Source organism: Occultella aeris (assembly GCF_902703175.1).
Taxonomy (GTDB): domain Bacteria; phylum Actinomycetota; class Actinomycetes; order Actinomycetales; family Beutenbergiaceae; genus Occultella; species Occultella aeris.
This window is the reverse complement of the sequence record NZ_CACRYJ010000061.1, coordinates 1-25,339: the sequence shown is the minus strand read 5'-3', so window position 1 is coordinate 25,339 and position 25,339 is coordinate 1. Positions and strand designations below refer to the sequence as shown.

Here is a 25,339-nt window from a genome sequence, read left to right as displayed (position 1 = left end):
CGCCGTATCTCGCGCCGACTGCGTCCGTCGGACAGCCGATGCGGAAGTCACCAACGACCTGCACCCACGGAGGTCAGAGCTCTGCCATGCCGTCACTGAAGGTTCGAACACCCCAGACGCACTCGTGAAGTCCCGCCCAGCGACCTCCTCGGCGGACACGCCGATCGTCGCCACCCTCGCCCGGCTCTATCCGTTCGTCAAGCCGGCCCTACCTCGCCTCATCGCCGGGATGGTCTGTGCCCTCGGGGCCAGCCTCTGTGCGCTCGCGATCCCGCAGGTCCTCGAGTTCGCCGTCAACGGTCCGCTGCTCGGGTCCGTCGACGCCGGAGACACCTCCGGGGTCTGGTTCGCCGTGATGCTCGTCCTCGGTCTCGGGATCCTCGAGGCCGGCCTGATCGCCGCCCGGCGGGCATTCATCCTGATCCCGGGCACCCGCGTGGAGGCGGGCCTGCGGATGTCGCTGTTCCGGCACCTGCAGGACCTGCCGGTCTCGTTCCACGACCAGTGGCCGGGCGGGCAGTTGCTGTCCCGGTCGATGAGCGACCTGTCCAGCCTGCGCCGCTGGCTCTCGTTCGGGATCGTGATGCTCGTGGTGAACTCCACCACGATCATCGTCGGGATCGTGCTGATGATCCGGATGTCCGGCCCGCTCGGGATCGCGTACCTGATCGGCGCTCTGCCGGTCGTGATCTTCTCCTACCGGTTCTCGCGCCGGTTCCGCCGCATCTCCCGGCAGAGCCAGGACCAGGCCGGCGACCTCGCCACCACCGTCGAGGAGTCCGTGCACGGCATCCGGGTGCTCAAGGCGTACGGCCGGGGCCGCGAGGCCTACAAGAACTTCTCCACCCAGGCCGACGAGTTGCGCGGCACGGAACTGCGCAAGGCCCGCGCCCTGTCCGCGTTCTCGTTCGCGATCATGACGATCTCGGAGGTCGTGCTCGGCCTGTGCGTGTTCCTCGGGATCTGGCTCGTCGTCGACGGGCAGATGACCGTCGGCGCCCTGGTGGCGTTCTTCGCCACCGCCGGGGTCGTCAACGGGCCGGTGGAGCGACTCGGTGAGCTCGTGTCCATGTCCCTGTACGCGAAGACCGCGGTGGACCGGTACTTCGAGGTCCTCGACAGCGAGAACGCCGTCACCGACCCGGCCGAGCCGGTCCGGGTGACGGCGCCCCGCGGCGAGGTGAGCTTCGACGGCGTCCACTTCCACTACGCGGATGCCCCGCCGATCGACCTCATCCCGGCCGAGACCTCGATACCGAGCGAGGCGCCGCGCGAGGAGGTCCTGTCCGGGGTGGACCTGCACGTGCGCGCCGGCGAGACGATGGCGCTGGTCGGTCTGACCGGATCCGGCAAGACCACCATGGCCGCGCTGGTGCCGCGCCTGTTCGACGTCACCGCGGGTTCGCTGCGGATCGACGGCGTGGACGTGCGCGACATGACCCGCCGGGACCTGCGCACGCTCGTCTCGATCGCGTTCGAGGACGCCACCCTGTTCTCGGCGTCCGTGCGCGAGAACGTGTTGTTCGGGGCGCCACCCGGCCAGGACGACGAGGCGGACCTGGACCGGGCGATCACGGTCGCGCAGGCCCAGTTCGTCTACGACCTGCCCGACGGCGTGGACACCCTGATCGGCGAGGAGGGGATGAGCCTGTCCGGCGGTCAGCGACAGCGCCTCGCGCTCGCCCGGGCCGTCGCCGCCCGGCCGTACGTGCTCGTCCTGGACGACCCGTTGTCCGCGCTCGACGTCACCACAGAGGAGGCGGTCACCGAGCAGCTGCGCGCCGAGCTCGAGCGCACCACCACCCTGATCGTGGCGCACCGTCCCTCGACGGTTGCGCTCGCCGACCGGGTCGCCGTGCTGCAGGACGGCCGGGTGACCGGGGTGGGCACCCACTCCGAACTGCTCGTCAGCCATGACCACTACCGGTTCGTGATCTCGAGCCTGATCGAGGAAGAGGAGAGCGAGCTCGTGGGGAAGGTGCGCTCATGAGGGGAACCACGGCGCCCACGTCCGTGCCCATCGGGGTGGCGGACGAGGAGAACAGTGTGCTCGACCGCGAGCACAGCAAGATCGTCCGACGGCGGTCGCTGCGGTTGCTCGGGTCGACGCTCGCTCCGCTGCGGGGCGTCTTCATCGTCACGGTGATCCTCGTGGTGATCGCGCAGGCCACCCGGGTGGCCGGGCCGGCGCTGATCGCGCTCGCGGTCGACACCGCGCTGCCGCAGGCGCAAGCCGGCAACTGGGGTCCGGCCATCTGGATCAGCGGCGGGTACGTGCTCGCCGCGATCGTGGCCGGCGCCACCACGGCCGCGTTCATCCGACTCGCCGCGCGGGTCAGTCAGACCGTGCTGCTGGACCTGCGCCAGCGGGTGTTCGGGCAGACGCAGCGACTCAGCCTGGAGTTCCACGAGTCCTACACCTCGGGCCGGATCATCTCGCGGCAGACCTCGGACCTGGAGGCGCTGCGCGAGCTCCTCGACTCGGGAGTGACGTCGCTGGCGTCCGGCTTCCTGTACATGGTGTTCACCGCCGTCTCGCTGTTCCTGCTGGACGTCCAGGCCGGCCTCGTGCTCCTCGTCGCGGCGGTCCCGGTGTGGCTGATCACCCGGTGGTTCCAGAAGCGCTCCCAGGTGCTCTACCGGATCTCCCGGGTGGCCTCCGCGCGGCTGATCGTGAACTTCGTCGAGAACATGACGGGGATCCGAGCGGTGCAGGCGTTCCGCCGTGAGGACGCCAACAACCAGCGTTACGGCGACCTCACCGAGGACTACCGCGCCAACACCGCCCGGACCATGGGCCTGAACGGCATCTACGACCCGGCGCTGCAGCTCACCGGGAACGTCACGGTGGCCGTGGCGCTGGCGTTCGGCGGGTTCCGGGTGCTCGACGGTTCACTCGAGGTGGGTGTGCTCATCGCGACGCTGTTGTACACGAAGCGGTTCTTCCAGCCGGTCCAGCAGATGGCGATGTTCTACAACTCGTTCCAGTCCGCGTCGGCGGCGCTCGAGAAGATCTCCGGGCTGCTCGAGGAGGTCCCGACGGTCCGTCAGGCCGCCGAGCCCGTGCCGCTGCCGCACGCCAAGGGCGCCCTGAAGTTCACGGACGTGACCTTCGGCTACGGCGCCGGCAAGGTGGTGCTGCCGGACCTGGACCTGGACATCCCGGCCGGTCAGACCATCGCACTCGTCGGGCAGACGGGTGCCGGCAAGTCGACCGTGGCCAAGCTCGTGGCCAGGTTCTACGACGTGACCGGTGGCTCGCTGACCCTCGACGGCGTCGACCTGCGGGAGCTCTCCTCGAAGGACCTGCGTCGCGCCATCGTGATGGTCACGCAGGAGGCCTACCTGTTCTCCGGGACGGTGCGTGACAACATCGCCCTGGCCAAGCCGGAGGCCTCCGATGAGGAGGTGGAGGCCGCCGCCCGCGCGGTCGGGGCGCACGAGTTCATCCTGGCGCTGCCGGACGGCTACGACACGGACGTGAACAAGCGTGGTGGCCGGGTCTCCGCCGGCCAGCGGCAGCTGATCTCGTTCGCCCGGGCGTTCCTGGCCGATCCGGCCGTGCTCATCCTCGACGAGGCGACCAGCTCCCTGGACATCCCCGGGGAGCGGCTGGTCCAGCGCGGCCTGCAGACGCTGCTCGCCGACCGGACCGCGCTGATCATCGCGCACCGGCTGTCCACGGTCGCGATCGCCGACCGGGTGCTCGTGATGAGCCAGGGCCGCGTCGTCGAGGACGGCACCCCGGAGGAGCTGATCGCCGGGGACGGCCGGTTCGCGGCGCTGCACCACGCGTGGGAGGACTCGCTGGTCTGAGGTCTCAGCCCGGAGTGCCGCGGATGCGGCGCCGGCCGGGCCTGACAAGATGGCCGCATGAGCCCACGAACAGCCCGGGACGCGAACCCACCTGAGCACGAGGGTGGGGACGCGGGACGGGCTGCCAAGCCCGGACGCGACGTCACGATCGGAACGAAGGCCGCCCTGCCCGCGTGGTTGCGGTGGCCGACCATCGTGCTGGCGGCCGTGGCCGTGCTGGTGGTGCTGTACCTGATCGGCAGCGCGGTGCTGCCGGGTTGGTGGGCGCGGCTCATCGGTGACCAGGTCGACGGCGTGAGCAGTGCCGGGATCCTGGTCGGCCTGCTCGTCGGGTTCGTGTTCACGGCCATCCCGATCGCGCTCGGCGTGTGGGCGATCCGGGCCAGGTACACGGTCCGGACCCGGCTGATCATCGGTGGGATCGCGGTCCTGCTCCTGGCGCCGAACGTGCTCACCCTCGCGGTGGCCGTCGGTGGGCTGGAGAGCACCGAGGTGGCCCGCAACCACCTGCTCATCCACGCGCCGTCGTTCCGGTTGGCGAGTCTGATCGGCGTGATCGTCGCCGTGCTGCTCGCGGTGGCGATCTGGTACCTGGTCTGGAGCTCACGGCGCCGCAAGCGCGAGCTCGAGGAACTGCGCGGCAAGGTCGCCTCCGGGGAGATCTCGAAGACGGTGCCGGGCGAGGACGCCGCGGCGGACGAGCGGGCAGGACGGACGCAGAAGGGTTCCCGGAACCAGAAGCCGGGAGCTGACGCGGAGGCCGAACGGGACGCGGCCGGAGCGGGCACGCTCGGCGCCGGGACCGCGGGCCGGCTCGATGCCACCACCTCGCCGTCCCTCGATGACGGCTCGGCCGGATCCGCGCCGCCCGCGGACCCGGCGGGTGCGGACCCGGCGGGTACGCGGGACACCCCGAGCAGCGCCTCCCGGGCTCGTTCCCTCGAGTGGCCGGTGTCGCTCGACGAGCTCGACGGGCTCGAGTCTGACACTCCTCGCGAGGGCGGGACGGCCGGCGGCTCCGGTGGGGCGACCGACACCGGGTCCGGTCCGGCCGGGTCGGGCACCGAACCGCCGCGGTGACGCCGCCTGGCGCGCCGCCGGGGGAGTGGGCCGACGCGCCCCTGCCGCGCTGGCGCGAGGAACTCGCCGGGACCGTCGACTCCGACGACCCGTTCGCGCACGTGCCCGGCTTCCTGCACCTCCTGCACGAGGCGAACGGGCCGGTGCGGCTGCTGCACCTGCGCAGCCTCGGCCGGATGATCGCGTTCAGCCGACGCGACGCGCTCCATCCCGGGTACCCGGCCGCCGTCGAGATCGCCCGCGCCGCGGGTTTCCGGCCCGTCCTGCGGCCGGTCGGCGGGGCCTTCGCGCCGCTGCACCCGGGCAGTCTCGTGGTGGAGCAGTACGGCGCCGACGCGCAGGCCCGGATCGAGACCCGGGACCGCTTCGCCGCCCACGCCGACGCGCTGGTCGCGGTGTTCGCCGGGCTCGGCATCGACGCCCGGGTGGGACCGGTGCCCGCCGAGTACTGTCCGGGTGAGTTCAGCGTGAACGCCCGCGGCGCCGTCAAGCTCAGCGGCACCGCGCAGCGGGTCTCCCGCAGTGCCTGGCAGGTCAGCTCGGTGATCCAGGTCGGCGACACCGCGCCGCTCGCCGAGGTCACGGCCGCGTGCGCGGCCGCCCTCGGCCAGGATGTCGACCCTGCGGTGACCTCGTCGGTGGCCGCCGAGACCGGGATCTCCGACCCCGCCAGGGTGGCGCACGCCGTCACGGCGACGTTCGTCGACCGCGGCCTGGTCCTCGCCGACGGCGTGCTCGGACCCGCGCAGTAGGCGGCGGGTGAGCCCAGGGTTGCCAGGTGTGGGTAGATTACGCGTAATCGATTACCGGCACTGGAGGCGGCGTGACTCGCTCTGAGGAGTTCACCGGCATACCCGGGGTGGCCCCGCGCACCGCCGCGCCCGGAACCGCCCGCACAGCGAACGACGCCCACGCAACCACCCGCGGCGGCGCCGAACCCCCCGGCACCCAACCCCCGCCGTCGGACTTCTTCGCGGTCGCCGCGGTGTCCTACGCGGCCACCGTCTCCTCGCCCAGCGACGGAGACCTCTGGCCGAGCGCGTGGGCCGACGACGGCGGCCTGTACGCCGCGTGCGGTGACGGCCTGGGATTCTCCGACGGGCCATGGTCGGACATCGTCGTCAACCGCATCGACGGCGACCCGGCCACCGGCCTGACCGGGCAGCGGCTGGCGTCCGGACGGGACGTCGCGCCGGTCTGGACCGACCCGGCCCGGTTCAACAGCAAGCCGACCGGAATGGTGGCCGTCGATGGCGACGGTGACGGGCGCGACGAGCTGTACCTGGCCGTGCAGGACCTGCGCTGCGGCGCCTCGCCGGACACGTTCAACGCGGCGCCCGCAGCCGGCATCGTCCGCTCCCGCGACTACGGTCGCACCTGGACCGCCCCCGAGCGCGCCATGTTCACCGACGAGTTCACCACGGTGATGTTCCTCGACTTCGGGCAGAGCAACACCGGCGCCGCCGTGCTGCGCGGCGCCGTCGCCCCGGGCGACGCGGACCCGGCCGGCTACGTCTACGCGTACGGCCTCGACCACAACTGGCGCACCTCGTACTCGGGCGTCGTACCGGACCCGCAGGACCTGTACCTGGCCCGGGTGCCGGCGGCCTCGGTCATGGACCGCGCCAGCTGGGAGTTCTTCAGCGGTCTCGCGCCCGACGGCGTCCCCTCCTGGTCTCCTCGTCTCGCCGATCGCGTGGCCGTCCTCACCGACACCCGTCGGGTCGGCACCGCGGCGCCGGTCCCGATGGCGCCGCCGCCCGTACCCGGGTCCGTGCTCGCGCAGGGAGGGATCGTCTACAACCCGGGACTGGCCCGGTATCTGTACACGTCCTGGACCGAGTACACGTTCGAGTTCTACGAGGCACCGGCGCCGTGGGGGCCGTGGCGGCCGTTCCTGAGCCACGACTTCGGCCCGTTCCCGTGGTCCGGCCCTCGCTCCGCCGAACCCCGGCACGGCGGCTACGCCACGACCATCCCGAGCAAGTTCCTGAGCGCGGACGGCCGGGACGCGTGGGTCCAGTCCAACTGGTTCGTGGGTGCCTCGACCTACGGCGGCTCGAGCTACCACTTCTCGTTGCGGCCGCTGCGCCTGGACCCGATGCCTGCGCCGGGCACCGCTGGACCGGCACACCTCGCGGAGCCCGCCGACGGCAACCTGGCCACCGCGCCCGGGACCCGGGCGATCGCCACCGCGTGCCGGAGCGGGCGTATCGAGGTCCTCAACGACGGCCGTACCGACCGGGCCGAGGACTCCTGGAACGGGCTGGTCAAGGACACCGAGTACTGGGGCTACACCTGGCCCGGTCCGGTCCGCCTCGAACGACTGGAGTTCACCTCCGGTCCGCACGACTACGGGTCCGGATGGTTCGACGGGCCACCGCAGGTGCAGGTCCGCCGCGGAGCGGACTGGACCGCCGTGCCGGCCACCGTGGACCCGCCCTACCCCGCGGACTGGACCGCCACGGGCACCCGGACCTACACGTTCACGGTCGCGCCACAGATCGGCACCGGGGTCCGGCTGGTCGGCCGCGCCGGAGGCTGGGCCGGGTACACGTCGGTGTCCGAACTCGCGGTGTTCGGCGCACGGCCTGGAACCGGTGACGGCGGGAGGATGGCACCGTGACTGGGCAGCAGCGAGCGGCACGGATCACGGACGTCGCCCGGGAGGCCGGGGTCTCGACGGCGACCGTGTCCCGAGTGCTGAACGGGCTCGGCACCGTCGACCCGGAGCTCGCCGTCCGGGTCCGCCGGGCCGCCGAGGTCACCCGGTACGTGCCGAACCCGAACGGCCGGGCGCTCCGGCGCCAGCGCGCGGACGTCTGGGCCGCGATCGTGTCCGACGTGCAGAACCCGTTCTTCACGTCCCTGGTGACGGCAGTCGAGCACGTCGCGGTCCGCTCCGGCATCTCCGTGATGCTCTGCAACACCGACGAGCACCTCGACCGTGAACGCTCCTACCTGTCCACGGCCGTGGCCCAGCGGATGGCGGGCGTGGTGGTCTCGGTGACCTCGGAGGCCGAGTCCGACCTGAGCGCGCTGCTGACCGCGCAGGTGCCCACCGTGGTCGTTGACCGGCGGGTCCACGACTTCACCGGGGACACGATCCTGCTGGACAACGTAGAGGCCGGCCGGCTCGCCACCGAGCACCTCCTCGCGCTCGGCCACCGCGACATCATGTGCCTCGCCGGGCCGTCCGGGGTGAGCACCACCGAGGACCGGCTCCAGGGGGTTCGGATGGCGCTCACCGACGCCGGACTGAGCCTCGACCCGGCCCGGATGGTGCGGACCGACCTCAAGATCGACGACGCCGAGACGGCCGTGCGGGCAGCGCTCGCGGGCCGGCGGAACCACCCGGACGCGATCTTCGCGATGAACGGTCCGCTGACCACCGGCGCCTACCGCGGCGTGCAGGCCAGCGGGCTGCGGATGCCGGACGAGATATCCCTCGTGGGCGTCGACGACGACCGGTGGACCCAGATGGTCAGCCCGGCCGTGACGCTCGTGGCCCAGCCCGTCGACGAGATGGGCACCCGGGCCGCCGAGCGCCTCGTGGCACGGGCCGAGGACCCGGAGATCGAACCGATCCATCTGCTCCTGCCGCCGCGCCTGCTGATCCGTGGAACCACCGCCTGACTCGCCCGACCGCCACCGACCGCTTCCGACACAGATGTGAGACCTCATGTTCAACAACGACCTCGCCGCGCTCCGAGACGTACGGACCCGCTCGATCAGTCCGGAGAACCCCGACGGCACCAAGGGCGGGGGAGGGCGGGCCACAACGGGCACCGGCGCCGAGGCAGCTCGGGACCTGGGCGTCGGCTGGAAGGTCTCCCCGAGCGTTCGCATCGAACCCGGGCAGACGTACGACCTGGCCCGGATCGCCGGTGCCGGACGGATCACCCACATCTGGCTGACCACGCACACCGACAACTGGCGCCGGTTGTTGCTGCGGGCGTACTGGGACTCCTCGACCGAGCCCGCGATCGAGGTGCCGGTCGGGGACTTCTTCGGTCAGGGCTGGGGCGCCTTCGCGCAGCTCAGCTCGGCGATGGTCGCCGTGAACCCCCATGGCGGCTTCAACTCCTACTGGCCGATGCCGTTCTCCGACGGCGCCCACCTGACCATCTCCAATCTCGGTGCCGAGCCCGTGGTCGTGTACTTCCAGGTCACCTATGAGGAGGGCGGGGACGTGGCCGGCACCGGCCGGCTGCACGCGCAGTGGCGGCGGAGCAACCCGCTGCCGGACGCGACCACGCACGTGCTGCTCGACGGCGTCCGTGGCCGCGGCCAGTACGTCGGCACCTATCTCGCCTGGGGCGTGAACTCCACCGGCTGGTGGGGTGAGGGTGAGATCAAGTTCTACCTGGACGGGGACGACTCGGCCGCCGAGCGGTACCCGACCATCTGCGGCACCGGCACCGAGGACTACTTCGGAGGGGCGTGGAACTTCGACGTGCCCGGCCAGGGCTACACGGAGTTCACGACGCCGTACCTCGGCCTGCACCAGGTGCTGCGCCCGGACGGGCTGTACGCCTCCCAGCAGCGCTTCGGCATGTACCGCTGGCACGTGCCGGACCCGATCCACTTCGAGACCGACCTCATCGTGGACATCCAGGCCCTCGGTTGGCGCAGCGGCGGCCGCTACCTCCCGTTGCACGACGACATCGCCTCGACCGCGTTCTTCTACCTGGACGCGCCGAACACCACCCGACCACCGGCCCCGGATCTGGATCGGCTCGAGATCCTCTGACCGGCCCGGACACGGCAAGACACGGCTCGGCCCGTCGAACGCGGGACTGTTGGCGCCTGATCGCCCGCGGAAGCCAACAACTTCGCGTTCGTGGGGGTGAGCGGCCGTGGCGGGACGGGCCCGGGCAGGCCGAGGTCGTGGCGGGGGACGGGCAGCGCGTGACGGTGGCGCGGAGGTGCCTGGTCGGGCGCTTCGTCGCAACCCGTTGGCCCTAGTCCGTTGACATCCGTGCCTGCCCCACCTACTCTCAAGTAATCGATTTCCAGTAATCGATTACCAGCACGCAACACTCATGCACCGACGCACTGAGAGGGGCACCGTGGCCACCCTTGCGGACGCGATCTCCGCCGCCCATGCCGCCATGCTCGTCGAGTCCCGCTCGATCGCCCGCACGGCGGACCGGGTCCAGCCCGCGCTGGCGGAGGCGATCACGCTGATCCGCGGCTCCAGCGGCCGGGTCCTGGTTTCCGGGCTCGGCAAGTCCGGCCACATCGCGCACAAGATCGCGGCCACCCTCACCAGTACCGGCACGCCGGCCCAGTTCGTGCACGCCGGTGAGGCCCTGCACGGCGACTCCGGCGCGGCCACGCCGGCGGACGTCGCGATCCTGATCTCGAACTCCGGCGAGACCGCGGAGGTGTGCCAGTTCGCGCACATGCTCACCGGGTGGGGTGTGCCGATCGTCGCGATGACCCGCAACCCGGACTCGCCGCTGGCCTTCTTCGCCCGCGTCGTGCTGGACATCTCCGTGGACGGCGAGGCCGATCCCCTCGGGCTCGCCCCGACGGCGTCGACGGCGGCGACCCTCGCGGTGGGGGACGCGCTCGCGATCGCACTGATGACACTCTCCGGCTTCACCCCGGAGCAGTTCGCCGAACGGCACCCGGGTGGGTCCCTCGGCGACCAGCTGCTCGGGACCGCGCCACGGCAGGTGTCCGCGACGCCGCGGCAGGTCACCCCATGAACGCCGCCCCGCGCACGGGCCGCGGCGGCGTCTGCGTGCTGGCCTCCTTCATGTACGACCTGGTCGCCACCGCCCCCCGACGGCCCGGCCCGGGCGAGACCCTGATCGGATCGCACTTCGCCACCTTCGTGGGCGGCAAGGGCTTCAACCAGGCCGTCGCCGCGGCCCGGGCCGGGGCCGCCACCACCGTGATCGGCCGCGTGGGCGACGACCCCTTCGCAGCGGAGTTCCGGGAGTTCCTGGCCGGCGAGGGGATCGCTGCCGCGGACGTGCGTACCGATCCCGAGCACGGCACCGGGGTGGGCCTGCCGGTGCTGGACCCGGCCGGCCAGAACTCGATCATCGTGATCCCACGGGCGAACCTCGCGGTCACGGTGGCCGACGTCGAGGCGGCGCGCGAGCGGATCGAGTCCGCGGCCGTGCTGCTCCTCCAGCTCGAGCTGCCCATGGACGCGACCGTGCACGCGGCCCGGATCGCCCGGGCCGCCGGCGTGCGCGTCCTGCTCAACCCCGCGCCCGCGGCGACGGTCCCCACGGAGCTCGCGGACGCCGTCGACGTGCTCATCCCCAACGAGGGCGAACTGCGCCAGCTCACCGGCGCCGACGCCGGCCAACCGGTCCTCGACGTGGCCCGCCGGGCCCTGACGGGCCGGACCCACGCCCTGATCGTCACCCTCGGACCGGACGGCGCCCTGGTGCTCGAGCCGGGCCGCCCGGAGGTGCACGTGCCCGGGCACCGGGTGGACGTGGTGGACACCATCGGTGCCGGGGACGCCTTCTGCGGCAGCCTCGGCGCCCGCCTGGCCGCCGGCGACGTCCTCACCGAGGCGGTGGCGTTCGCGAACGCCGCGGCCGCCGTCGCCGTCACCCGGCGTGGCGGCGCGCCGTCCGCGCCGACCCGGGCCGAGGTGCTCGAACTCGCCGGCGCGCCGGCGGGGACCTGAGCGAGGCAGACATGACCGCGGAGGAGATGGAGAGGACCGAGATGGTAACCGCCCTGGGGGGCTACGGCCCGTACGGCAGCAGCCTGCGCGACCTGCCGCGGCTGCGCACGCACCGGCGCCTGCGCGCGTCCAGCTGGGACCGGTCCGGGGGCAACGAGGACCGGCTCACGCTGCACCCCGGCGAGACCGTCGAGCTCGCCGACCTGCGCGGCGCCGGTTCGATCAACCACATCTGGATGACCGTGGCCCCTCGGGATGCGCCGAGCCCGGACAGCGCCGACCGGGACTTCCTGCGCAAGCTGGTGCTTGCCGTCTACTGGGACGACTCGCCGCACCCGTCGGTGCTCGTGCCGCTCGGGGACTTCTTCGGGGTGGGGCACGGGCGCACCGTGAACTACGCGTCGGCGCCGCTGCAGATGAGCCCGCAGGACGGCAAGGCGCTGAACTCGTTCTTCCACATGCCCTTCGCGACCCGGGCCCGGTTCGAGATCATCAGCGAGTGCGCGGACGAGGTGCTCTGGTTCTACTACTACATCGACTACGACGCCTTCGACCTCCTCGAGGACGGCCTCGGACGGTTCCACGCGTCCTGGAACCGGGAGAACCCGACGGCCGGCCTCGACGAGACAACGGCGGCGGGCCTGACGAACTCCCAGTTGCTCTTCGAGGGGCCGAACCTGACCGGGGACGGCAACTACACGATCCTGGAGACCACCGGCCGCGGGCACTACGTCGGCTGCGTCCTGAACGTGACGAACCTGCGCCACACCGCCGAGTGGAACTGGTACGGCGAGGGCGACGACATGATCTTCGTCGACGGCGAGGCGTGGCCACCGAGCCTGCACGGCACCGGCACCGAGGACTACTTCAACACGGCCTGGTGCCCGTCGGAGAGCTACAGCGCGCCGTACCACGGCATCACGTTGCCCGGCGGTGAGAACTGGTCCGGGCAGGTCTCGACGTACCGGTTCCACATCGAGGACCCGGTGCCGTTCACCACGTCGATCCGGGTCACCATCGAGCACGGGCACGCGAACCGCCGCAGCGACGACCTCTCCTCCACCGCTTACTGGTACCAGGAGTTCCCCGCCGAACACCTCACGCTGGCGCCGGTGGGCCAGCGGCTGCCGAGGCTGGGATGAGGCGGGCGAGGATGGCGACGATCTCGGCGACGGCCGCCGCGGCGGCACTGGTCGCGTGCGGCTCGACCGGAGGAGGACCCGACGTGAACACCGATCCCGACCGCCCGTTCGTGCTCGACGGCGTCACGGACGTCACCCGGATCGCCCAGCTCACCGGCCCGGACAGCACCCTCAACGACACCGCGGCGGTGGCGGTGGCCGGCACCGACCTCGGCTCGATGTTCAACGTCGGCGACACGACCTACCTCGTGTTCGGGGACACGTTCGGCACCCGCGATCCCGACGCCGTCGGCGGTCAGGGCGGCAACTGGCGCTCGAACGCGGTGGCCTACACCACAGACGACGACCCGACCGACGGCCTGGAGTTCGACGGCTGGCTGCTCGACGACATCGGGCTCGCCCTCGAGGTGGTTCCCGGCGAGCACGACGGCAACGACGCCGGGGGAGAGGTGACGAAGATCCCCACCTACGGCTTCGCCGTCGGGGAGACGCTCTACCTGCAGTACATGTCGGTGCGGCACTGGGGCGACCCGGGCCAGTGGGATGCCAACCACGCGGGCCTGGCCCGCAGCACCGACGGCGGCGCCAGCTGGGAGACCCTGCCCGCCCCGCAGTGGCCCGGCGACTCGAACTTCGTCCAGGTCTCCGTGGCCGAGGTGATCGAGGACGGGGAGGACTTCCTGTACTTCTGGTCCATCCCGTCCGGCCGGTTCGGCGGGGTGCAGCTGATGAAGGTCCCGGCCAGCACCGAGGCCGTCGAGGACCTGGCCGCGTATCGGTACTTCGCCGGTACCGAGGACGACGGGGAACCGATCTGGTCGGAGGCGATGGCGGACGCGCAGACCGTCCTCGAAGGCACCATCGGCGAACTCTCCGTCGTCTACAGCCCCACGCTGGAACGGTGGCTGATGACCTACTCCACGGACGGGGACGCGGTGCTCGCCGAGGGCATCACCCCCTGGGGTCCGTGGAGCGAACCGCACGTGCTGACCACCCAGGCGGAGACGCCCGGGCTGTACAGCCCGTACCTGAATTCCCGCTACGTCAGCGATGACGGCCTCACGATCTACTTCACGCTCTCGATCTGGGGTCCCTACAACGTGTTCTGGTACAGCGCCGACCTCGTGCCGGCGCCCGCGTGAAACCAACCGAGGCTCCCCCGGAGCCGATCATCAAGGAGGATGAGATGCGTTCGACACGCAGATTGACCGGCGGCCTCGGTGTCGTGGCCGCCACCGCTCTGGTGCTTGCGGCCTGCAGCGGAACGCCCGACGGCGGCCCTGAAGGTTCCGCGGGTGGCGAGGAGGTTCCCGAGGGGGTCACCGAGGTGACGTTCTGGCAACAGTCGTTCACCGACGAGGAGAACGAGTGGTACGAGGGCGTCGTGGACGCCTACAACGAGTCCCAGGACGAGGTGCACATCACCCTCACCGCGGTGCCCGGCGATGCCTGGGAACAGCGGATGACGGCCGCGCAGGCCGCCGGGAACGCCCCGGACATCCGCACCATGAACTACGGCGGGGTCCGCAACGCCGCGCTCACCAGCCAGATCACCCCGCTCTCGGACCTGATCAGCGCCGAGGCCTGGGACGACCTGCAGGAGAACGTGCGTGGCTCGGTCACGGTCGACGGCGAGGAGTACGCGTACCCGATGCTCGTGGAGCCGTCCGCGATCCTCTGGTACCGCACCGACCTGTTCGAGGCGGCCGGGATCGACGGGCCACCGACCACCTGGGACGAACTGGTCGCCGACGCGGAACTGCTCACGAACGACGAGGTGTTCGGGATGCGGCTGGCCCAGAACGCGCCGGACCTGTCCTGGTCCACGTGGGGCTACCAGTGGAACGTGGCCGGGCACCTGCCGATCAGTGACGACTGGTCCGAGGGCATGGCGACCGAGGACTACGCACCGCTGCTGCAGGCGTTCCAGGACCTGTTCGCCAGCGGGGCGCTGCCGCCCGCGGACGGCGTGGGCTACCCGGACGCGTCCACGTTCGGTGACGGGCAGTACGCCATGATGGCGAACGGCTCCTGGGCGGCCAGCCAGCTGCTCAACGACTACCCGGACCTGGTCCCGAACGTGGCGGTGGCCCCGATGCCTTCCTTCGACGGGCAGAGCGGCCAGACCACCGCGACCCTCGGCGGCTGGACCTGGGCCGTCGACGGCAACACCGAGGTGGCCGAGGAGGCCGCCGGCTTCATCGAGTGGGCGCTCGGCGGCGACACCGAGAACGTGGTCCCGTTCTTCGAGGCCACCCAGTTCTCCAAGGTCTCGCCGCGGGTGTCCGTGGCCGAGGCGATCAGCGCCCTACCGGACGTGGACACCGTGAACCCGTGGAACGCCGTCATCCAGGAGGAGATCGTGCCGTTCGCGCAGCCGGAGCCGGGCTACCCGTGGAACGTCAGCCTGGCGATGGGGGAGGCCATCGAGGCCGCCATGCAGGGCACCCCGGTGTCCGAGGCCCTTGCCGCGGCGAACGACAAGATCAACACCGAGATCGCGAACTCCGAACTGGCCGGTACGGGGAGCTGACGCGGGACGGGTGGGTGCGGCCCGTCGGGCCCACCCGCCCGGCCTTGGCCTCTTCCGACCGGGGAACTCTTCGAAGGTGATGAGATGACGACAATCCAGGCGCAGGCGCCACCGGCACAGGCCCGGGCGCGCCGCCGCCCCAAGCCGGCCCACCGTGACAACCGGATCGCGTTCCTGATGCTGGCCCCGGCGCTGGTCCTGCTCGGGATCTTCGTGCTGTGGCCGCTCGTCTACGCGTGGTACGTGAGCTTCTTCAACTGGAGCTTCTACACGGAGTCGGTGTTCGTGGGGCTCCGCAACTTCCGCCAGGTGCTCGCCGACCCGGTGTTCTGGGCCTCGATCGGCCGGGGCCTGCGGTTCTCGGTGATCGTGGTCCCGGCGATCCTGATCCTCGCGTTCGTGTTCGCGAACCTGGTCAAGGCGATGGGGCAGAGGATGGGAACCCTGCTCAAGGTGAGCATCTACATCCCGACGGTGATCTCGGGGGTGATCGCCTCGATCGTGTTCGTGCTCATCTACGAGTACCGGCAGGGGCTGCTCAACTGGCTCATCGGTCTGGTCGGGTTCGAGAACCAGCCGTGGCTGGGCAGTGCCAGCACCGCCCTGCTCGCGCTGACCGCGCCGGCGATCTGGCTCGGCCTGGGGCTCGCGTCACTGATCATGCTCGCCGGACTCCTGGACATCCCGGAGAGCTACTACGAGTCGGCCGAGCTGGACGGGGCGAACTGGTGGCAGCGGACCGTGTTCATCACGATCCCGCTGATGCGCAACATCGGCCTGTACCTGCTCGTCACCTGCTTCGTGGCCACGATCCAGCAGTACGAGCTGCCGCTGATCATGACCTCCGGCGGCCCGGTGCAGTCCACCCTGCTGCCGAACCTGCACATCTTCCTACGCTTCACCAACGACGACACCGTCGGCTACTCGATCGCCGCGGCACTGCTGCTGTTCGTGGTGCTGGGCGGGCTGTCCGCGGTGATCTTCAGGGTGATCAACTCCGAGAAGGCGGTGGATGCCTGATGGCTGCGTCCGCACCGATCATCGTCACAGAAGCCGACCCCGCCCTGTCGGCGGGGGCGCGCGACGCCGTGCGCCGGCACCGGCGGTCGGCTCGCGCCGGCGGCCCGGGCTGGTCCGTGCTGCGGTACGTGTACTCGGCGCTCATCTTCCTCGCCGCGCTGTTCCCACTGGCGTGGATGGCGATCTCCGGGTTCAAGGCCCGCAACGAGGTGGTCAGCTCACCGTTCCAGTTCTTCCCGGACGTCTGGCAACCGCAGAACTACGTCGACATCGCCTCCGACCCGCAGTTCCTGCGGGCGGTCGGGGTGTCCTTCGGTGGGGCGCTGCTGTTCGCGGCGCTGAGCCTCGCCGTGAACTCGATGGCGGCGTACGTCTTCGCGCGGCTGGAGTTCGCCTTCAAACGCACCATCTGGGTGGTCGTGCTGATGACCATGTTCATCCCGGGCATGGCGATCCTGCTCACCTCCTACATCGTGGTGACCCGGATGGGGATGCTGAACACGCTCGCGGTCCTGGTGGTCCCGGGGGCCGCCGCGGCGGTGCACATCTTCTTCATCCGGCAGTTCTACCTGGGCATCCCGACGTCGATCGAGGAGGCGGCCCTCATCGACGGCGCGGACCGCTGGCGGATCTTCACGGCGATCTTCCTGCCGATGTCCAAGCCGGTGTTCGTGGTGGTCGGGATCACCTCGTTCCTGGCATTCTGGAACGCGTACGTGTGGCCGATCATGACGATCACCGAACCGGACTCCGCGCTGACCCAGATCCAGCAGTACCTGGCCACGTTCCGGTCCGAGCGGCGCGTCGAGTACGGGCTGCTGCTCGCCGGGTCCACCCTGGCCGCGACGCCGGTGATCGTGCTGTTCCTGATCTTCCAGCGGTACATCATCAGCGGCATCCGGATCTCCGGGATCAAGTGACACCACGACGAACGGCACCGATGACTGACTCCCGCCCGACCACGGAGGCGACCTCCGCCGTCGCCCGCTCCATCGGCCACGCGCAGGGCCGGCACGTGGCGATGCCGCTCGGCGGCATCGGCACCGGGAACCTCGCGATCGGCGCCGACGGCGGCCTGCGGCAGTGGCAGCTGCACAACATCGGCAACCACCGCGGCGACCTGCCGTACTCCTTCTTCGCCGTCCGGATCGCGCAGTGGGAGCCGCCGTTCGACGCGGTGCGCGTGCTCCAGGCGCCCCCGGCGGACCCGGCCGCCACGCGGACCCCGATGGTCAGCGACGACGAGGTGCCGCAGTGGCAGCGGGACCTGCTCGCCGATTCCGACGGCGTCCAGGGCACGACCTTCACGGGCACCTACCCGTTCGGTCGGGTCGACTATCACGACGAGGAGCTGCCGGTCCGGATCAGCCTCGAGGCGTTCACCCCGATGGTGCCGCTGGACATCGAGCGCAGCAGCCTGCCGACGGCGATGTTCACCTTCACGATCACGAACACCGACGTCACGCCGGTGCACGGGTGGCTGGGCGGGGCGGTGCAGAACGCCGTCGGTGGGGATGGGACGCTGGCGCCCGACGGCGTGCGGGCGCCCGGGTACGGCGGCAACACCAACCGGATCCGGCGCCGGGACGGGTGGACCGACCTGATCCTGGAGAACCACACGCTTGCTCCCGAGGACCCCGGCGCCGGGCAGATGGTGCTCACCGCGGACGCCCCGTACACCTCGGCCCTGCCCCAATGGACCCACCCGCGCCAGTTCCTGGACTTCCTGCGCGCACGGCACCCGTTCGGGGCGCAGGACTGGGCGCACCTGCCGCCGACGGTGGCGGACCCGCAGCCGAGCGGGACCTGGGCCGCCTCCGGGGCGAGCCCGGTGGGCAGCACCTGGAACGGTGGTCTGGCCGCCCAGTTCTCCGTCGAGCCGGGCCAGAGTGTCACCGTGCGGTTCGCGCTGACCTGGCACTTCCCGAACCGGTACATGAACTTCATCCAGTTCGGCGGGATCCGGCCCGAGTGGGGGCCGACCCGGTTCTGGCTCGGCAACCACTACACGACCGTGTACGCCGACGCGGAGGCGGTCGCCGCCCGGGTCCGCAGCGACTGGGCGGAGCTGGAGGCCGACTCCCGGGCGTGGACCACGATGCTGCGCGGGACCGCACTGGCGAGCGACGCCGTCGAGCATCTCGCGGCGCAGGCCGCGATCGTGCGCAGCCCGACGTTCTTCCGGACGGCGGACGGGCACTTCTTCGGGTTCGAGGGGGTGCAGGGCGCCTCGACGACGATGTGGGGCGGGTCGGTCGGCGGATCCTGCCCGCTGAACTGCACCCACGTGTACAACTACGCCCAGGGGATCGCCCGGCTGTTCCCGCAGATCGAGCGGGACATGCGCGAGTGCGAGTTCGACGTGATGCAGGCGCCGGAGGGGTTCGTCCCGCACCGGGTGATCTCGCCGACGTACCTGCCACAGCTGTGGGACCGGATGATCGGAGGGCCGGAGGAACCCGCCCTGGACGGGATGCTCGGCACCGTGCTGAAGACGTACCGGGAGGTGCGCGGCGGCGCGGGGCAGGAGTGGCTGGACCGGTACTGGCCGAACGTGGAGCGCCTCGTCGAGTACGTGGCGGCGAAGTGGGACGCCGGCGGGACCGGGATGCTGCACGGGATCCAGCCGTCCACCCATGACATCGACCTCGCCGGGCTCAACCCGTTCATGGGGACACTGTGGCTGGCGGCGCTGCGGGCCGGGGAGGAACTCGCGGTGCTCGTGGGGCGGGTCGACGTCGCGCGGCGGTGGCGGGGCTGGTTCGAGCAGGGCAGCGTCGCCTACGACGCGGCGCTGTTCAATGGTGAGTACTACGTGCAGGTACTCGAGGACGGCGACCCGCGGGTGTTCCAGTGGGAGTCCGGCTGCCTGAGCGACCAGCTGATCGGGCAGTGGTGGGCGCACCTGCTCGGCCTCGGGCACATCCTGCCGGCCGAGCACGTGCGCACGGCGCTGCGGTCGGTGGTGCGCCACAACCTGCGCACCGGATTCACCGACTTCGTCAACGGCTACCGCGTGTTCGCCGACGGTGACGAGACCGGGCTGCTGATGTGTACCTGGCCCAGCGGGGGGCGGCCCGAGGTGCCCACCCGCTACTGCGACGAGGTGTGGACCGGCTCCGAGGGGCAGCTGGCGGCGCACCTGATCATGGAGGGCCTCACCACCGAGGCGGACGCCGTGCTGCGTGGGCTGCACGGCCGGTACGACGGGCGCCGCCGGAACCCGTACAACCAGGTGGAGTGCGGTGACCATTACGTGCGCGCACTCTCCGGGTGGAGCGTGCTGGACGCCGTCACCGGGCACCGCTGGGACGCGACCACCGGCACGCTCGCGCTGGACGCGCCGCCGGTCGGGGGTAGTTGGCCGGTGCTGACCGACGAGGGCTGGGGCGACCTGCGCGAGGACGACGGCGGTTACGAGTTGCGTTGTCTGGGCGGGGAACTCGTCGTGGCGGCCCTGGTGCTCGGCGGCGAGCGGATCGACGAAGGGCTACGACTGGGGGCCGGGCAGGTCCGGCAGGTCCGGCGGGTCGGCAGGTAGCCCGATCCGGCGGGTGGCCCGATCCGGCGGGTGGCCGGGTACGAGGTCCCGCCGGATGCTCAGATCCATTGCGTACAGTGGTGCTGCCCCCGGCGACCGGGGTTGTCAGTGAGTCGAGATCTGGGCGGGAGATCCCTTGCGTCATCGTTCGCGCGCGTTGTTCGCCGTTCTGGCGGCTACGCTCCTGGTCCTGGCCGGCTGCGACGGGAACGTGAACCTCGATCCCGATCCGTCGGATCCGACGACGTCCGAGGGACCACGGCCGGCGGCCGTCACCCAGGCTCCGGCCGAACCGACGACGTTGTTCGCGTCCAGCGACGCGAGTGAGCTGGCCATGATGGCCAGCCAGACGTTCTTCGAGTCCGCGCAGGTCGTCGTGGTCGCGCCCGCGGCCGACGCGCACGCCAGCGCCCGTGCGGCCTCCATCGGGGCGGCGCTCGGCGCGCCCGTGCTGCTGACCGGAGTGGACGACCTGGGCGTGGAGCAGGAGTGGATTCGCCTGGGGGTCGGCACCGTGGTCACGGTCGGCGGGGTCGTCCTCGAGTCGATCGACATCACCGGGCTGAACATCCAGCCGGCACCCGGGGACGTGGGCGACCTCGGGGAGTTGCTCGGCCTCGAGCTCACTGAGGCGGAGCTCCCGACTGCGGGCGGCGAGGTCGCCGCACTTGCCGCGCTGGCGACCGATCAGGTGTGGCCGGAGGTCGCTGCGGACGATCCGGCCGACCCGACCGAGACGTCCTCCGCCACGGATCCGGCGGCCACCGACGCGGCCGCGACGGAGCCGGCCGACGGTGCGGCGGAGCCCAGCGCCTCCGATACGGGCGAGGCCGACGCCACCTCGGCGGCAGACGCGGGCGACGGGGCCGACGCGGGCGACGCCGACTCGACCGACCCCGCGGAACCGACCGGCTCCGGCGACCCCGCCGAGCCCGACCCGAGCGACGCCGTCGACCCGGATCAGGCGCCGGATGCGGTCGGTGAGATGCCTGAGTTCGAACCCACGGAACGGCTCGAGGGGGTCGTCGCGCTCGCGGACGGTGACCCGGTCCAGGTGGCCGCCGTGGGCACCGTGCGCGCAGCCGGCGGGACCGTGCTGGCCATCCCGGGCGACCCGCGTGCCTCGGCGGAGGCGATGGCCGCACTCGCCACGGCGACATCTGTGGTCGGCATCGGAACCACCTACGGTGACCTGGCCCAGTTCACCTGGCAGAGCGAGACCGCGGCGACCGGGACGCAGCTGCCCGGTGGTGGGCAGCTCGTGTTCTCCGGCAAGCGGTATGTCGCCCTGTACGGAAGCCCGCACACCCCGTCGCTCGGCCTGCTCGGCGAGCAGGACACGCCCGCTACCGTGCAGCGGGCCGCCGATACCGCGGCCACGTACCAGCCGCTCACCACGGACACCGTGGTGCCGGCGCTCGAGATCATCGTGACGGTCGCGTCCGGCAGCGCCGGGGATGACGGGAACTACTCCAACGAGTGGGCCGCCGAGGGATTCGTGCCGCTGATCGAGGCCGCCCAGGCCGCCGGTCAGTATGTGGTGCTGGACTTCCAGCCCGGCCGGACGAGCTTCCTCGACCAGATGCAACAGTACGAGTCGCTGCTGCAGTACCCGAACGTGGGCATCGCGCTCGACCCGGAGTGGCGCCTCGAGCCGGATCAGGTGCACCTGCGTCAGATCGGGCACGTCGGGATCGACGAGGTCAACTCGGTGGTGAACTACCTCGCCGATTTCGTCCAGACGAATCGGCTGCCGCAGAAACTGATCGTGCTGCACCAGTTCAGCCTCTCGATGATCGAGGGCCGCGAGAACCTCGACACGACCCGCGCCGAGGTGGCCCTACTCATCCATGCCGACGGACAGGGCACCCAAGCAGCGAAGGCCGGAACCTGGACGGCACTCCACGTGAACGCCCCGGCCGGGGTTCACTGGGGATGGAAGAACTTCATCGACGAGGATCTCCCGATGCTGACCCCGGCCGAGACGTACGCCGTGACGCCGATGCCGGACTTCGTGAGCTACCAGTAGGCGTCACACCACGACCGATCCGGAGCCGGTCGCACCCGCTCATCGGAGCGCGCGCCGAAGGCGCCTCCGGCCATCGGTAGCCTCGGTGACTGCCAGCCGCCGGCCGGCGGCCTCGATGGGGAGAAGCAGTGGACACGAAACAGTGGGATCGTCGGAGCGTCCTTCTCCTCGGAGCAGCGAGCGGGCTAGCAACGGGACTTCTGGGCGCGGGCGCATGGTCGGCGTCGGCGCGATCGCCGTACTTCGACCTCGGCGCCGAGGCATTGCCGCTCTATACCGGCGCTTCCCTGTCCTCAGAGACCATCCAGCAGTCGTTCGCCTTCGAGCCCGACCACGGCGGGCTCTTCGTCGCCCAACTGCTTGCGGGCTCCCCGGGTAAAGCCGGCGACCTGCGGATCACCGAGATGGATCGGCGCGGGCGGATCCGCGGTTGGATGACCCTGCTCGGCTACGGGCATGCGGTCTCCTTCGGGGTGCACCGCGGCCGCCGTGGGCTCGACCTGTGGATCGAGGGCCGCGTGAACGACAACGGGTACGGCACAGTGCTCAAGCAGGTGCCCTGGCAGCACGGCGCAACCATGGATCAGGACGATCCACGCACGACTGATCACCAGCCGGTGCCGGACGCGCAGGAGTACACCTGTGCTATCGATCACCGCTGGGGCCGGATGGCCGTCTCCTACTGGAGCGGGGTCGACAAGCGGGTGGCGATCCTGCCGCTGCGCGAAGTTCTGCGCGGTCGGGTGCCGGATCCGGTCGCCGACTTCGCCCGGCCAGCGGGCCTGGGCACCTTCCAGGGCTACGCGCTCGACGGCGACTCCATGTACACAATCGACGGGAACAGCTACAGCGACACCAACCCTGTGCCCGGGAACACCCACTTGGGACGTATTGACTGGCGCACCGGAGAGCTGGTGGAGCGGGTTCACAACGTCACAGGGGCCGAGTTGGACTTCCGCGAGCCCGAAGGCCTCGCGATCGAGTACCGCCAAGGACGGCCGCGGCTCTACCTCGGTTTTGCCTCCGGTGTCATCGGCGATCGCCGCTCGAACATCTACTACTTGGAGCGGTGCTGACAGACCAGGTCGTTCAGATCGACCAGCGCGGAGCGCGCTCGTCGGCTGGGCCCGGGTGATCTGGAGCGCACGCTCGATCGTGTGCGGGGGAACTCGCCGCGACGGCGTTGGGCACTGCCGGGTCTGACGGTCGAGTAGCTGCCAGGGTTCGCCGTGTGTATCGAAGCCGCCGGGCGGGCGTACGTGCGAGTCCGCGCCCTCGTTCAGGTCCTCCTCTCGTCGCCCGTCCGGTGCAGCACGAGCGTTGCGGTCGAGGACGGGTTCCCGAGGCGACGTCGATCTCACCTGCGTGCCAGCGACGTCGCTCCTCATAGCACTCACGACCTCGGCTATCCCGGCAGCGACAGCAGGTACCGTGCGCACGCGTTTCGCTGCGAGGAGGCCACCGGTGTGATCGACATGCAGATGCCAGTCGAGATCTCCTCGGTGGGTTGGTACGCATTGACCGACCTACTCTTCCCGCTCAGGCCCTCGGCTCAGGCGGTCCTGAGCCAGATGTGACCGGCTGGAACGGGTGTTTCCGGGCCCGGCTCGGCGGCTCAAGTGTTTGGCCATGCCGTCGGCGCCCTTCGTTCGCCCGTGGTCGCCCTGGATCCTGGCGTCAGACCTAGGCATTCATCGAGGCAGTCAGTTCCAGGGGTTTCGGGTGGGGAGGATCTCGGTGCCGTCTGGTCGGTAGAAGTGCCATGTGCCGTTGCGTCGGATCATGGTGATGTTGTGGGTGTGGATCAGGTGGTGGTGGTAGCGGCAGACCAGGGCTGCGTCGTGGAGGTCGGTGTTGCCGCCGTCGGCCCAGTCTCGGGTGCCGTGGTGGGTTTCGCAGTGTTCGGGTGGGGCGGTGCAGTCGTGGTAGACGCAGTGGCGGTCGCGGGCGATGACGGCGCGGCGTTGGGCGGCGGTGAACAGGCGGTGGGCGCGGCCGTGGTTGAGGATCTCGTTGTCGGGTCCGAAGATGATCCGGTAGGTCTCGCCGGCGCAGCCGATGATCCGGTCGAGCAGGTCCCGGGGCACGGGCCCGGTGTTGTCGATGAACGTCGCCGGTCCGGCAGCGAGTAGCGCGGCCCAGTCCCGCCCGGTACTCGGCGCGGCAGTTTCGGGCAGGGCGGTGCCGTCGGAGCCGGGCAGGGCGGTGCTGTCGGTGCCGGGCAGCGCCGTCACGGCGGTGCCGGGCAGGGCTGTGCCGTCGGAGCCGGGCAGGGCGGTGCTGTCGGTGCCGGGCAGCGCCGTCACGTCGGAGCCGGGCAGGGCTGTGCTGTCGGTGCCGGGCAGGGCGGTGCCGGTGCCGTTGCTGGGCAGGCCGGTGCCGTTGGTGCCGGTGGCGGGTTGGCCCAGTGGTCCGACGGCCTGCGACTTGCAGTCCGGCAGACCTGTGGCCGCGGACGTGCTCTCCGGGGTGGGCGCTTGCGTGGAAGCGCGGGGCTCGTTCGCCGGGGCGGCTTCTTGGTCCGCTGTGGTCGACGTGCCACTGCGAGGGTTGCGCTGGGCAGGGTCGGTGGCGGCTCCCGTCAGCGTGCTCGCCGGGGTGGGTGCTTGCGCGGAAGCGCGGGGCTCGTTCGCCGGGGCGGCTTCCCGATCGGTTGCGCTGTTGCTGCGGGGGCCGCGCTCGGCAGGGTCATCGGCGGGGCCGGTGATGGTGTCCAGGCCGGGTAGCGGCTCGGTGACCGGCTCCGGGGCCGCGACCGGCGCTGGGTCGCTGGCTGAGCCACCCGGTGCGGCTGCTGGTGCTTTGTCGCCGGCTCCGTCGGTGGTCTGGTCGGCCGCTGCTTGGGTGGTGTTGATGAGGTCGAGGAATTCGGGGTAGCTGATCAGGACGCCGAGGTGGGGGCGTACGGATCCGGAGGTGCCGACCTTGCCCTGGTCCAGGGCGGTGTGGGCGAGGTCGCTGAGGGCTTGGGCGCGGCGTTGGGAGGAGGTGCGGGTCTCGTCGGCGGCGGGTTTGCCCATGATCGCTTCGAGGGCGGTTCGGACGTATTGGCCGTGTTCGAGGGTGATGAACCCGGCCACGTGGTAGCCGTCCGTGGTCCGGTCGAGGTTGAGGTATTCGCGGTCGGACGCGGCCCGGTGGGCCTTGTCGGTGGCGTCGGGGTCGGCGATCGCGACGAAGTGATCGACCAGCCTGCGCAGCTCTTCGGGCGAGCGTGTGGCGGCGTTGTCCAGGAGGAACTCCTCGACCGTCTGCACCCGACCAGCAACGCCAGTGCCAGCAGTGCCAGTAGTGCCGGTACCGCCTGCGGCATCGGCGGTGGTGCCGGCGGAGCCGTCGGTGGTGCCGTTGGCCTCGTCGGCCTCGGACGTCCCGCCGGCGGCGTCAGCACCCTCGGCGTCGCCGCTGTCCCCGGTGACGTCCGTGCCGTCCGGGCCGCCGTTGTCAGTCCCGACGGTGGCGTCGGTGGCGGCCGTGCTGTCAGTGCCGTCGGCGGTGGTGGGGGTGGCGGGGTATT

The 25,339-nt window shown here is 71.0% G+C and carries 18 protein-coding genes; 17 read left to right on the top strand and 1 reads right to left on the bottom strand.

Features of this window, described 5'->3' with window-relative positions:
- The first annotated feature begins 124 nt into the window (after window positions 1–124).
- The 17 genes from HALOF300_RS21505 (at window position 125) to HALOF300_RS21425 (ending at window position 22,898) form a co-directional block, all read left to right on the top strand.
- A complete protein-coding gene (locus tag HALOF300_RS21505) occupies window positions 125–1,990 on the top strand; it encodes an ABC transporter ATP-binding protein (RefSeq protein WP_408636994.1) in 1,866 nt (621 codons plus the stop codon).
- Window positions 1,987–3,816, top strand: a complete 1,830-nt coding sequence (locus HALOF300_RS21500) for an ABC transporter ATP-binding protein (protein WP_156742950.1) — start codon at window positions 1,987–1,989, stop codon at window positions 3,814–3,816. The genes HALOF300_RS21505 and HALOF300_RS21500 overlap by 4 nt, the downstream gene beginning before the upstream one ends.
- Window positions 3,817–3,873: 57 nt before the next feature.
- A complete protein-coding gene (locus HALOF300_RS21495) occupies window positions 3,874–4,896 on the top strand; it encodes a hypothetical protein (RefSeq protein ID WP_156742949.1) in 1,023 nt (340 codons plus the stop codon).
- On the top strand, window positions 4,893–5,648 hold the full coding sequence (locus HALOF300_RS21490) for a lipoate--protein ligase family protein (protein WP_156742948.1): 756 nt from the start codon (window positions 4,893–4,895) through the stop codon (window positions 5,646–5,648). The genes HALOF300_RS21495 and HALOF300_RS21490 overlap by 4 nt, the downstream gene beginning before the upstream one ends.
- 71 nt (window positions 5,649–5,719) lie before the next feature.
- Window positions 5,720–7,522: a DUF4185 domain-containing protein gene (locus HALOF300_RS21485; protein ID WP_197522746.1), complete on the top strand. Its 1,803-nt coding sequence runs from the start codon at window positions 5,720–5,722 to the stop codon at window positions 7,520–7,522.
- A complete protein-coding gene (locus tag HALOF300_RS21480) occupies window positions 7,519–8,532 on the top strand; it encodes a LacI family DNA-binding transcriptional regulator (protein ID WP_156742946.1) in 1,014 nt (337 codons plus the stop codon). Before HALOF300_RS21485 ends, HALOF300_RS21480 begins: the two co-directional genes overlap by 4 nt.
- Before the next feature lie 46 nt (window positions 8,533–8,578).
- Window positions 8,579–9,649 carry a glycoside hydrolase family 172 protein gene (locus tag HALOF300_RS21475; RefSeq protein WP_156742945.1) on the top strand — a complete coding sequence of 357 codons (1,071 nt, stop codon included), beginning with the start codon at window positions 8,579–8,581 and terminating at the stop codon, window positions 9,647–9,649.
- A 292-nt stretch (window positions 9,650–9,941) separates the two neighbouring features.
- A complete protein-coding gene (locus tag HALOF300_RS21470; RefSeq protein WP_197522745.1) occupies window positions 9,942–10,613 on the top strand; it encodes a KpsF/GutQ family sugar-phosphate isomerase in 672 nt (223 codons plus the stop codon).
- On the top strand, window positions 10,610–11,557 hold the full coding sequence (locus HALOF300_RS21465; RefSeq protein WP_156742944.1) for a ribokinase: 948 nt from the start codon (window positions 10,610–10,612) through the stop codon (window positions 11,555–11,557). Before HALOF300_RS21470 ends, HALOF300_RS21465 begins: the two co-directional genes overlap by 4 nt.
- A 41-nt stretch (window positions 11,558–11,598) precedes the next feature.
- Window positions 11,599–12,699: a glycoside hydrolase family 172 protein gene (locus tag HALOF300_RS21460; protein WP_156742943.1), complete on the top strand. Its 1,101-nt coding sequence runs from the start codon at window positions 11,599–11,601 to the stop codon at window positions 12,697–12,699.
- 11 nt (window positions 12,700–12,710) lie between these two features.
- Window positions 12,711–13,841 carry a DUF4185 domain-containing protein gene (locus HALOF300_RS21455; protein WP_231955677.1) on the top strand — a complete coding sequence of 377 codons (1,131 nt, stop codon included), beginning with the start codon at window positions 12,711–12,713 and terminating at the stop codon, window positions 13,839–13,841.
- 44 nt (window positions 13,842–13,885) lie between these two features.
- Window positions 13,886–15,232, top strand: coding sequence for an ABC transporter substrate-binding protein (locus tag HALOF300_RS21450; protein WP_156742941.1), 1,347 nt, complete (start codon window positions 13,886–13,888; stop codon window positions 15,230–15,232).
- 84 nt (window positions 15,233–15,316) lie between these two features.
- A complete protein-coding gene (locus HALOF300_RS21445; RefSeq protein ID WP_156742940.1) occupies window positions 15,317–16,252 on the top strand; it encodes a carbohydrate ABC transporter permease in 936 nt (311 codons plus the stop codon).
- Entirely contained in the window at window positions 16,252–17,172 is a 921-nt protein-coding gene (locus HALOF300_RS21440; protein WP_156742939.1) for a carbohydrate ABC transporter permease, read from the top strand. The genes HALOF300_RS21445 and HALOF300_RS21440 overlap by 1 nt, the downstream gene beginning before the upstream one ends.
- A gap of 20 nt (window positions 17,173–17,192) precedes the next feature.
- Entirely contained in the window at window positions 17,193–19,793 is a 2,601-nt protein-coding gene (locus tag HALOF300_RS21435; RefSeq protein WP_156742938.1) for a GH116 family glycosyl-hydrolase, read from the top strand.
- Window positions 19,794–19,929: 136 nt separating this feature from the next.
- Complete coding sequence (locus tag HALOF300_RS21430; RefSeq protein WP_156742937.1) at window positions 19,930–21,822, top strand: hypothetical protein; 1,893 nt, start codon at window positions 19,930–19,932, stop codon at window positions 21,820–21,822.
- 128 nt (window positions 21,823–21,950) lie between these two features.
- On the top strand, window positions 21,951–22,898 hold the full coding sequence (locus tag HALOF300_RS21425) for a teichoic acid biosynthesis protein C (RefSeq protein ID WP_156742936.1): 948 nt from the start codon (window positions 21,951–21,953) through the stop codon (window positions 22,896–22,898).
- Between the two features lie 627 nt (window positions 22,899–23,525).
- Here HALOF300_RS21425 and HALOF300_RS21420 read toward each other — a convergent pair.
- Window positions 23,526–25,339, bottom strand: a 1,814-nt coding sequence (locus HALOF300_RS21420; RefSeq protein WP_156742935.1) for an HNH endonuclease, incomplete at its 5' end; no start/stop codon positions are given.

What these genes read in the sequence shown, in the direction of transcription:
- HALOF300_RS21445 (WP_156742940.1), top strand. Translation starts at nt 15,317, where the DNA reads ATGACGACAATCCAGGCGCAGGCGCCACCGGCACAGGCCCGGGCGCGC.
- HALOF300_RS21460 (WP_156742943.1), top strand. Translation starts at nt 11,599, where the DNA reads ATGGTAACCGCCCTGGGGGGCTACGGCCCGTACGGCAGCAGCCTGCGC.
- HALOF300_RS21475 (WP_156742945.1), top strand. Translation starts at nt 8,579, where the DNA reads ATGTTCAACAACGACCTCGCCGCGCTCCGAGACGTACGGACCCGCTCG.
- HALOF300_RS21495 (WP_156742949.1), top strand. Translation starts at nt 3,874, where the DNA reads ATGAGCCCACGAACAGCCCGGGACGCGAACCCACCTGAGCACGAGGGT.
- HALOF300_RS21435 (WP_156742938.1), top strand. Translation starts at nt 17,193, where the DNA reads ATGACTGACTCCCGCCCGACCACGGAGGCGACCTCCGCCGTCGCCCGC.
- HALOF300_RS21455 (WP_231955677.1), top strand. Translation starts at nt 12,711, where the DNA reads ATGGCGACGATCTCGGCGACGGCCGCCGCGGCGGCACTGGTCGCGTGC.
- HALOF300_RS21500 (WP_156742950.1), top strand. Translation starts at nt 1,987, where the DNA reads ATGAGGGGAACCACGGCGCCCACGTCCGTGCCCATCGGGGTGGCGGAC.
- HALOF300_RS21440 (WP_156742939.1), top strand. Translation starts at nt 16,252, where the DNA reads ATGGCTGCGTCCGCACCGATCATCGTCACAGAAGCCGACCCCGCCCTG.
- HALOF300_RS21470 (WP_197522745.1), top strand. Translation starts at nt 9,942, where the DNA reads ATGCACCGACGCACTGAGAGGGGCACCGTGGCCACCCTTGCGGACGCG.
- HALOF300_RS21465 (WP_156742944.1), top strand. Translation starts at nt 10,610, where the DNA reads ATGAACGCCGCCCCGCGCACGGGCCGCGGCGGCGTCTGCGTGCTGGCC.
- HALOF300_RS21450 (WP_156742941.1), top strand. Translation starts at nt 13,886, where the DNA reads ATGCGTTCGACACGCAGATTGACCGGCGGCCTCGGTGTCGTGGCCGCC.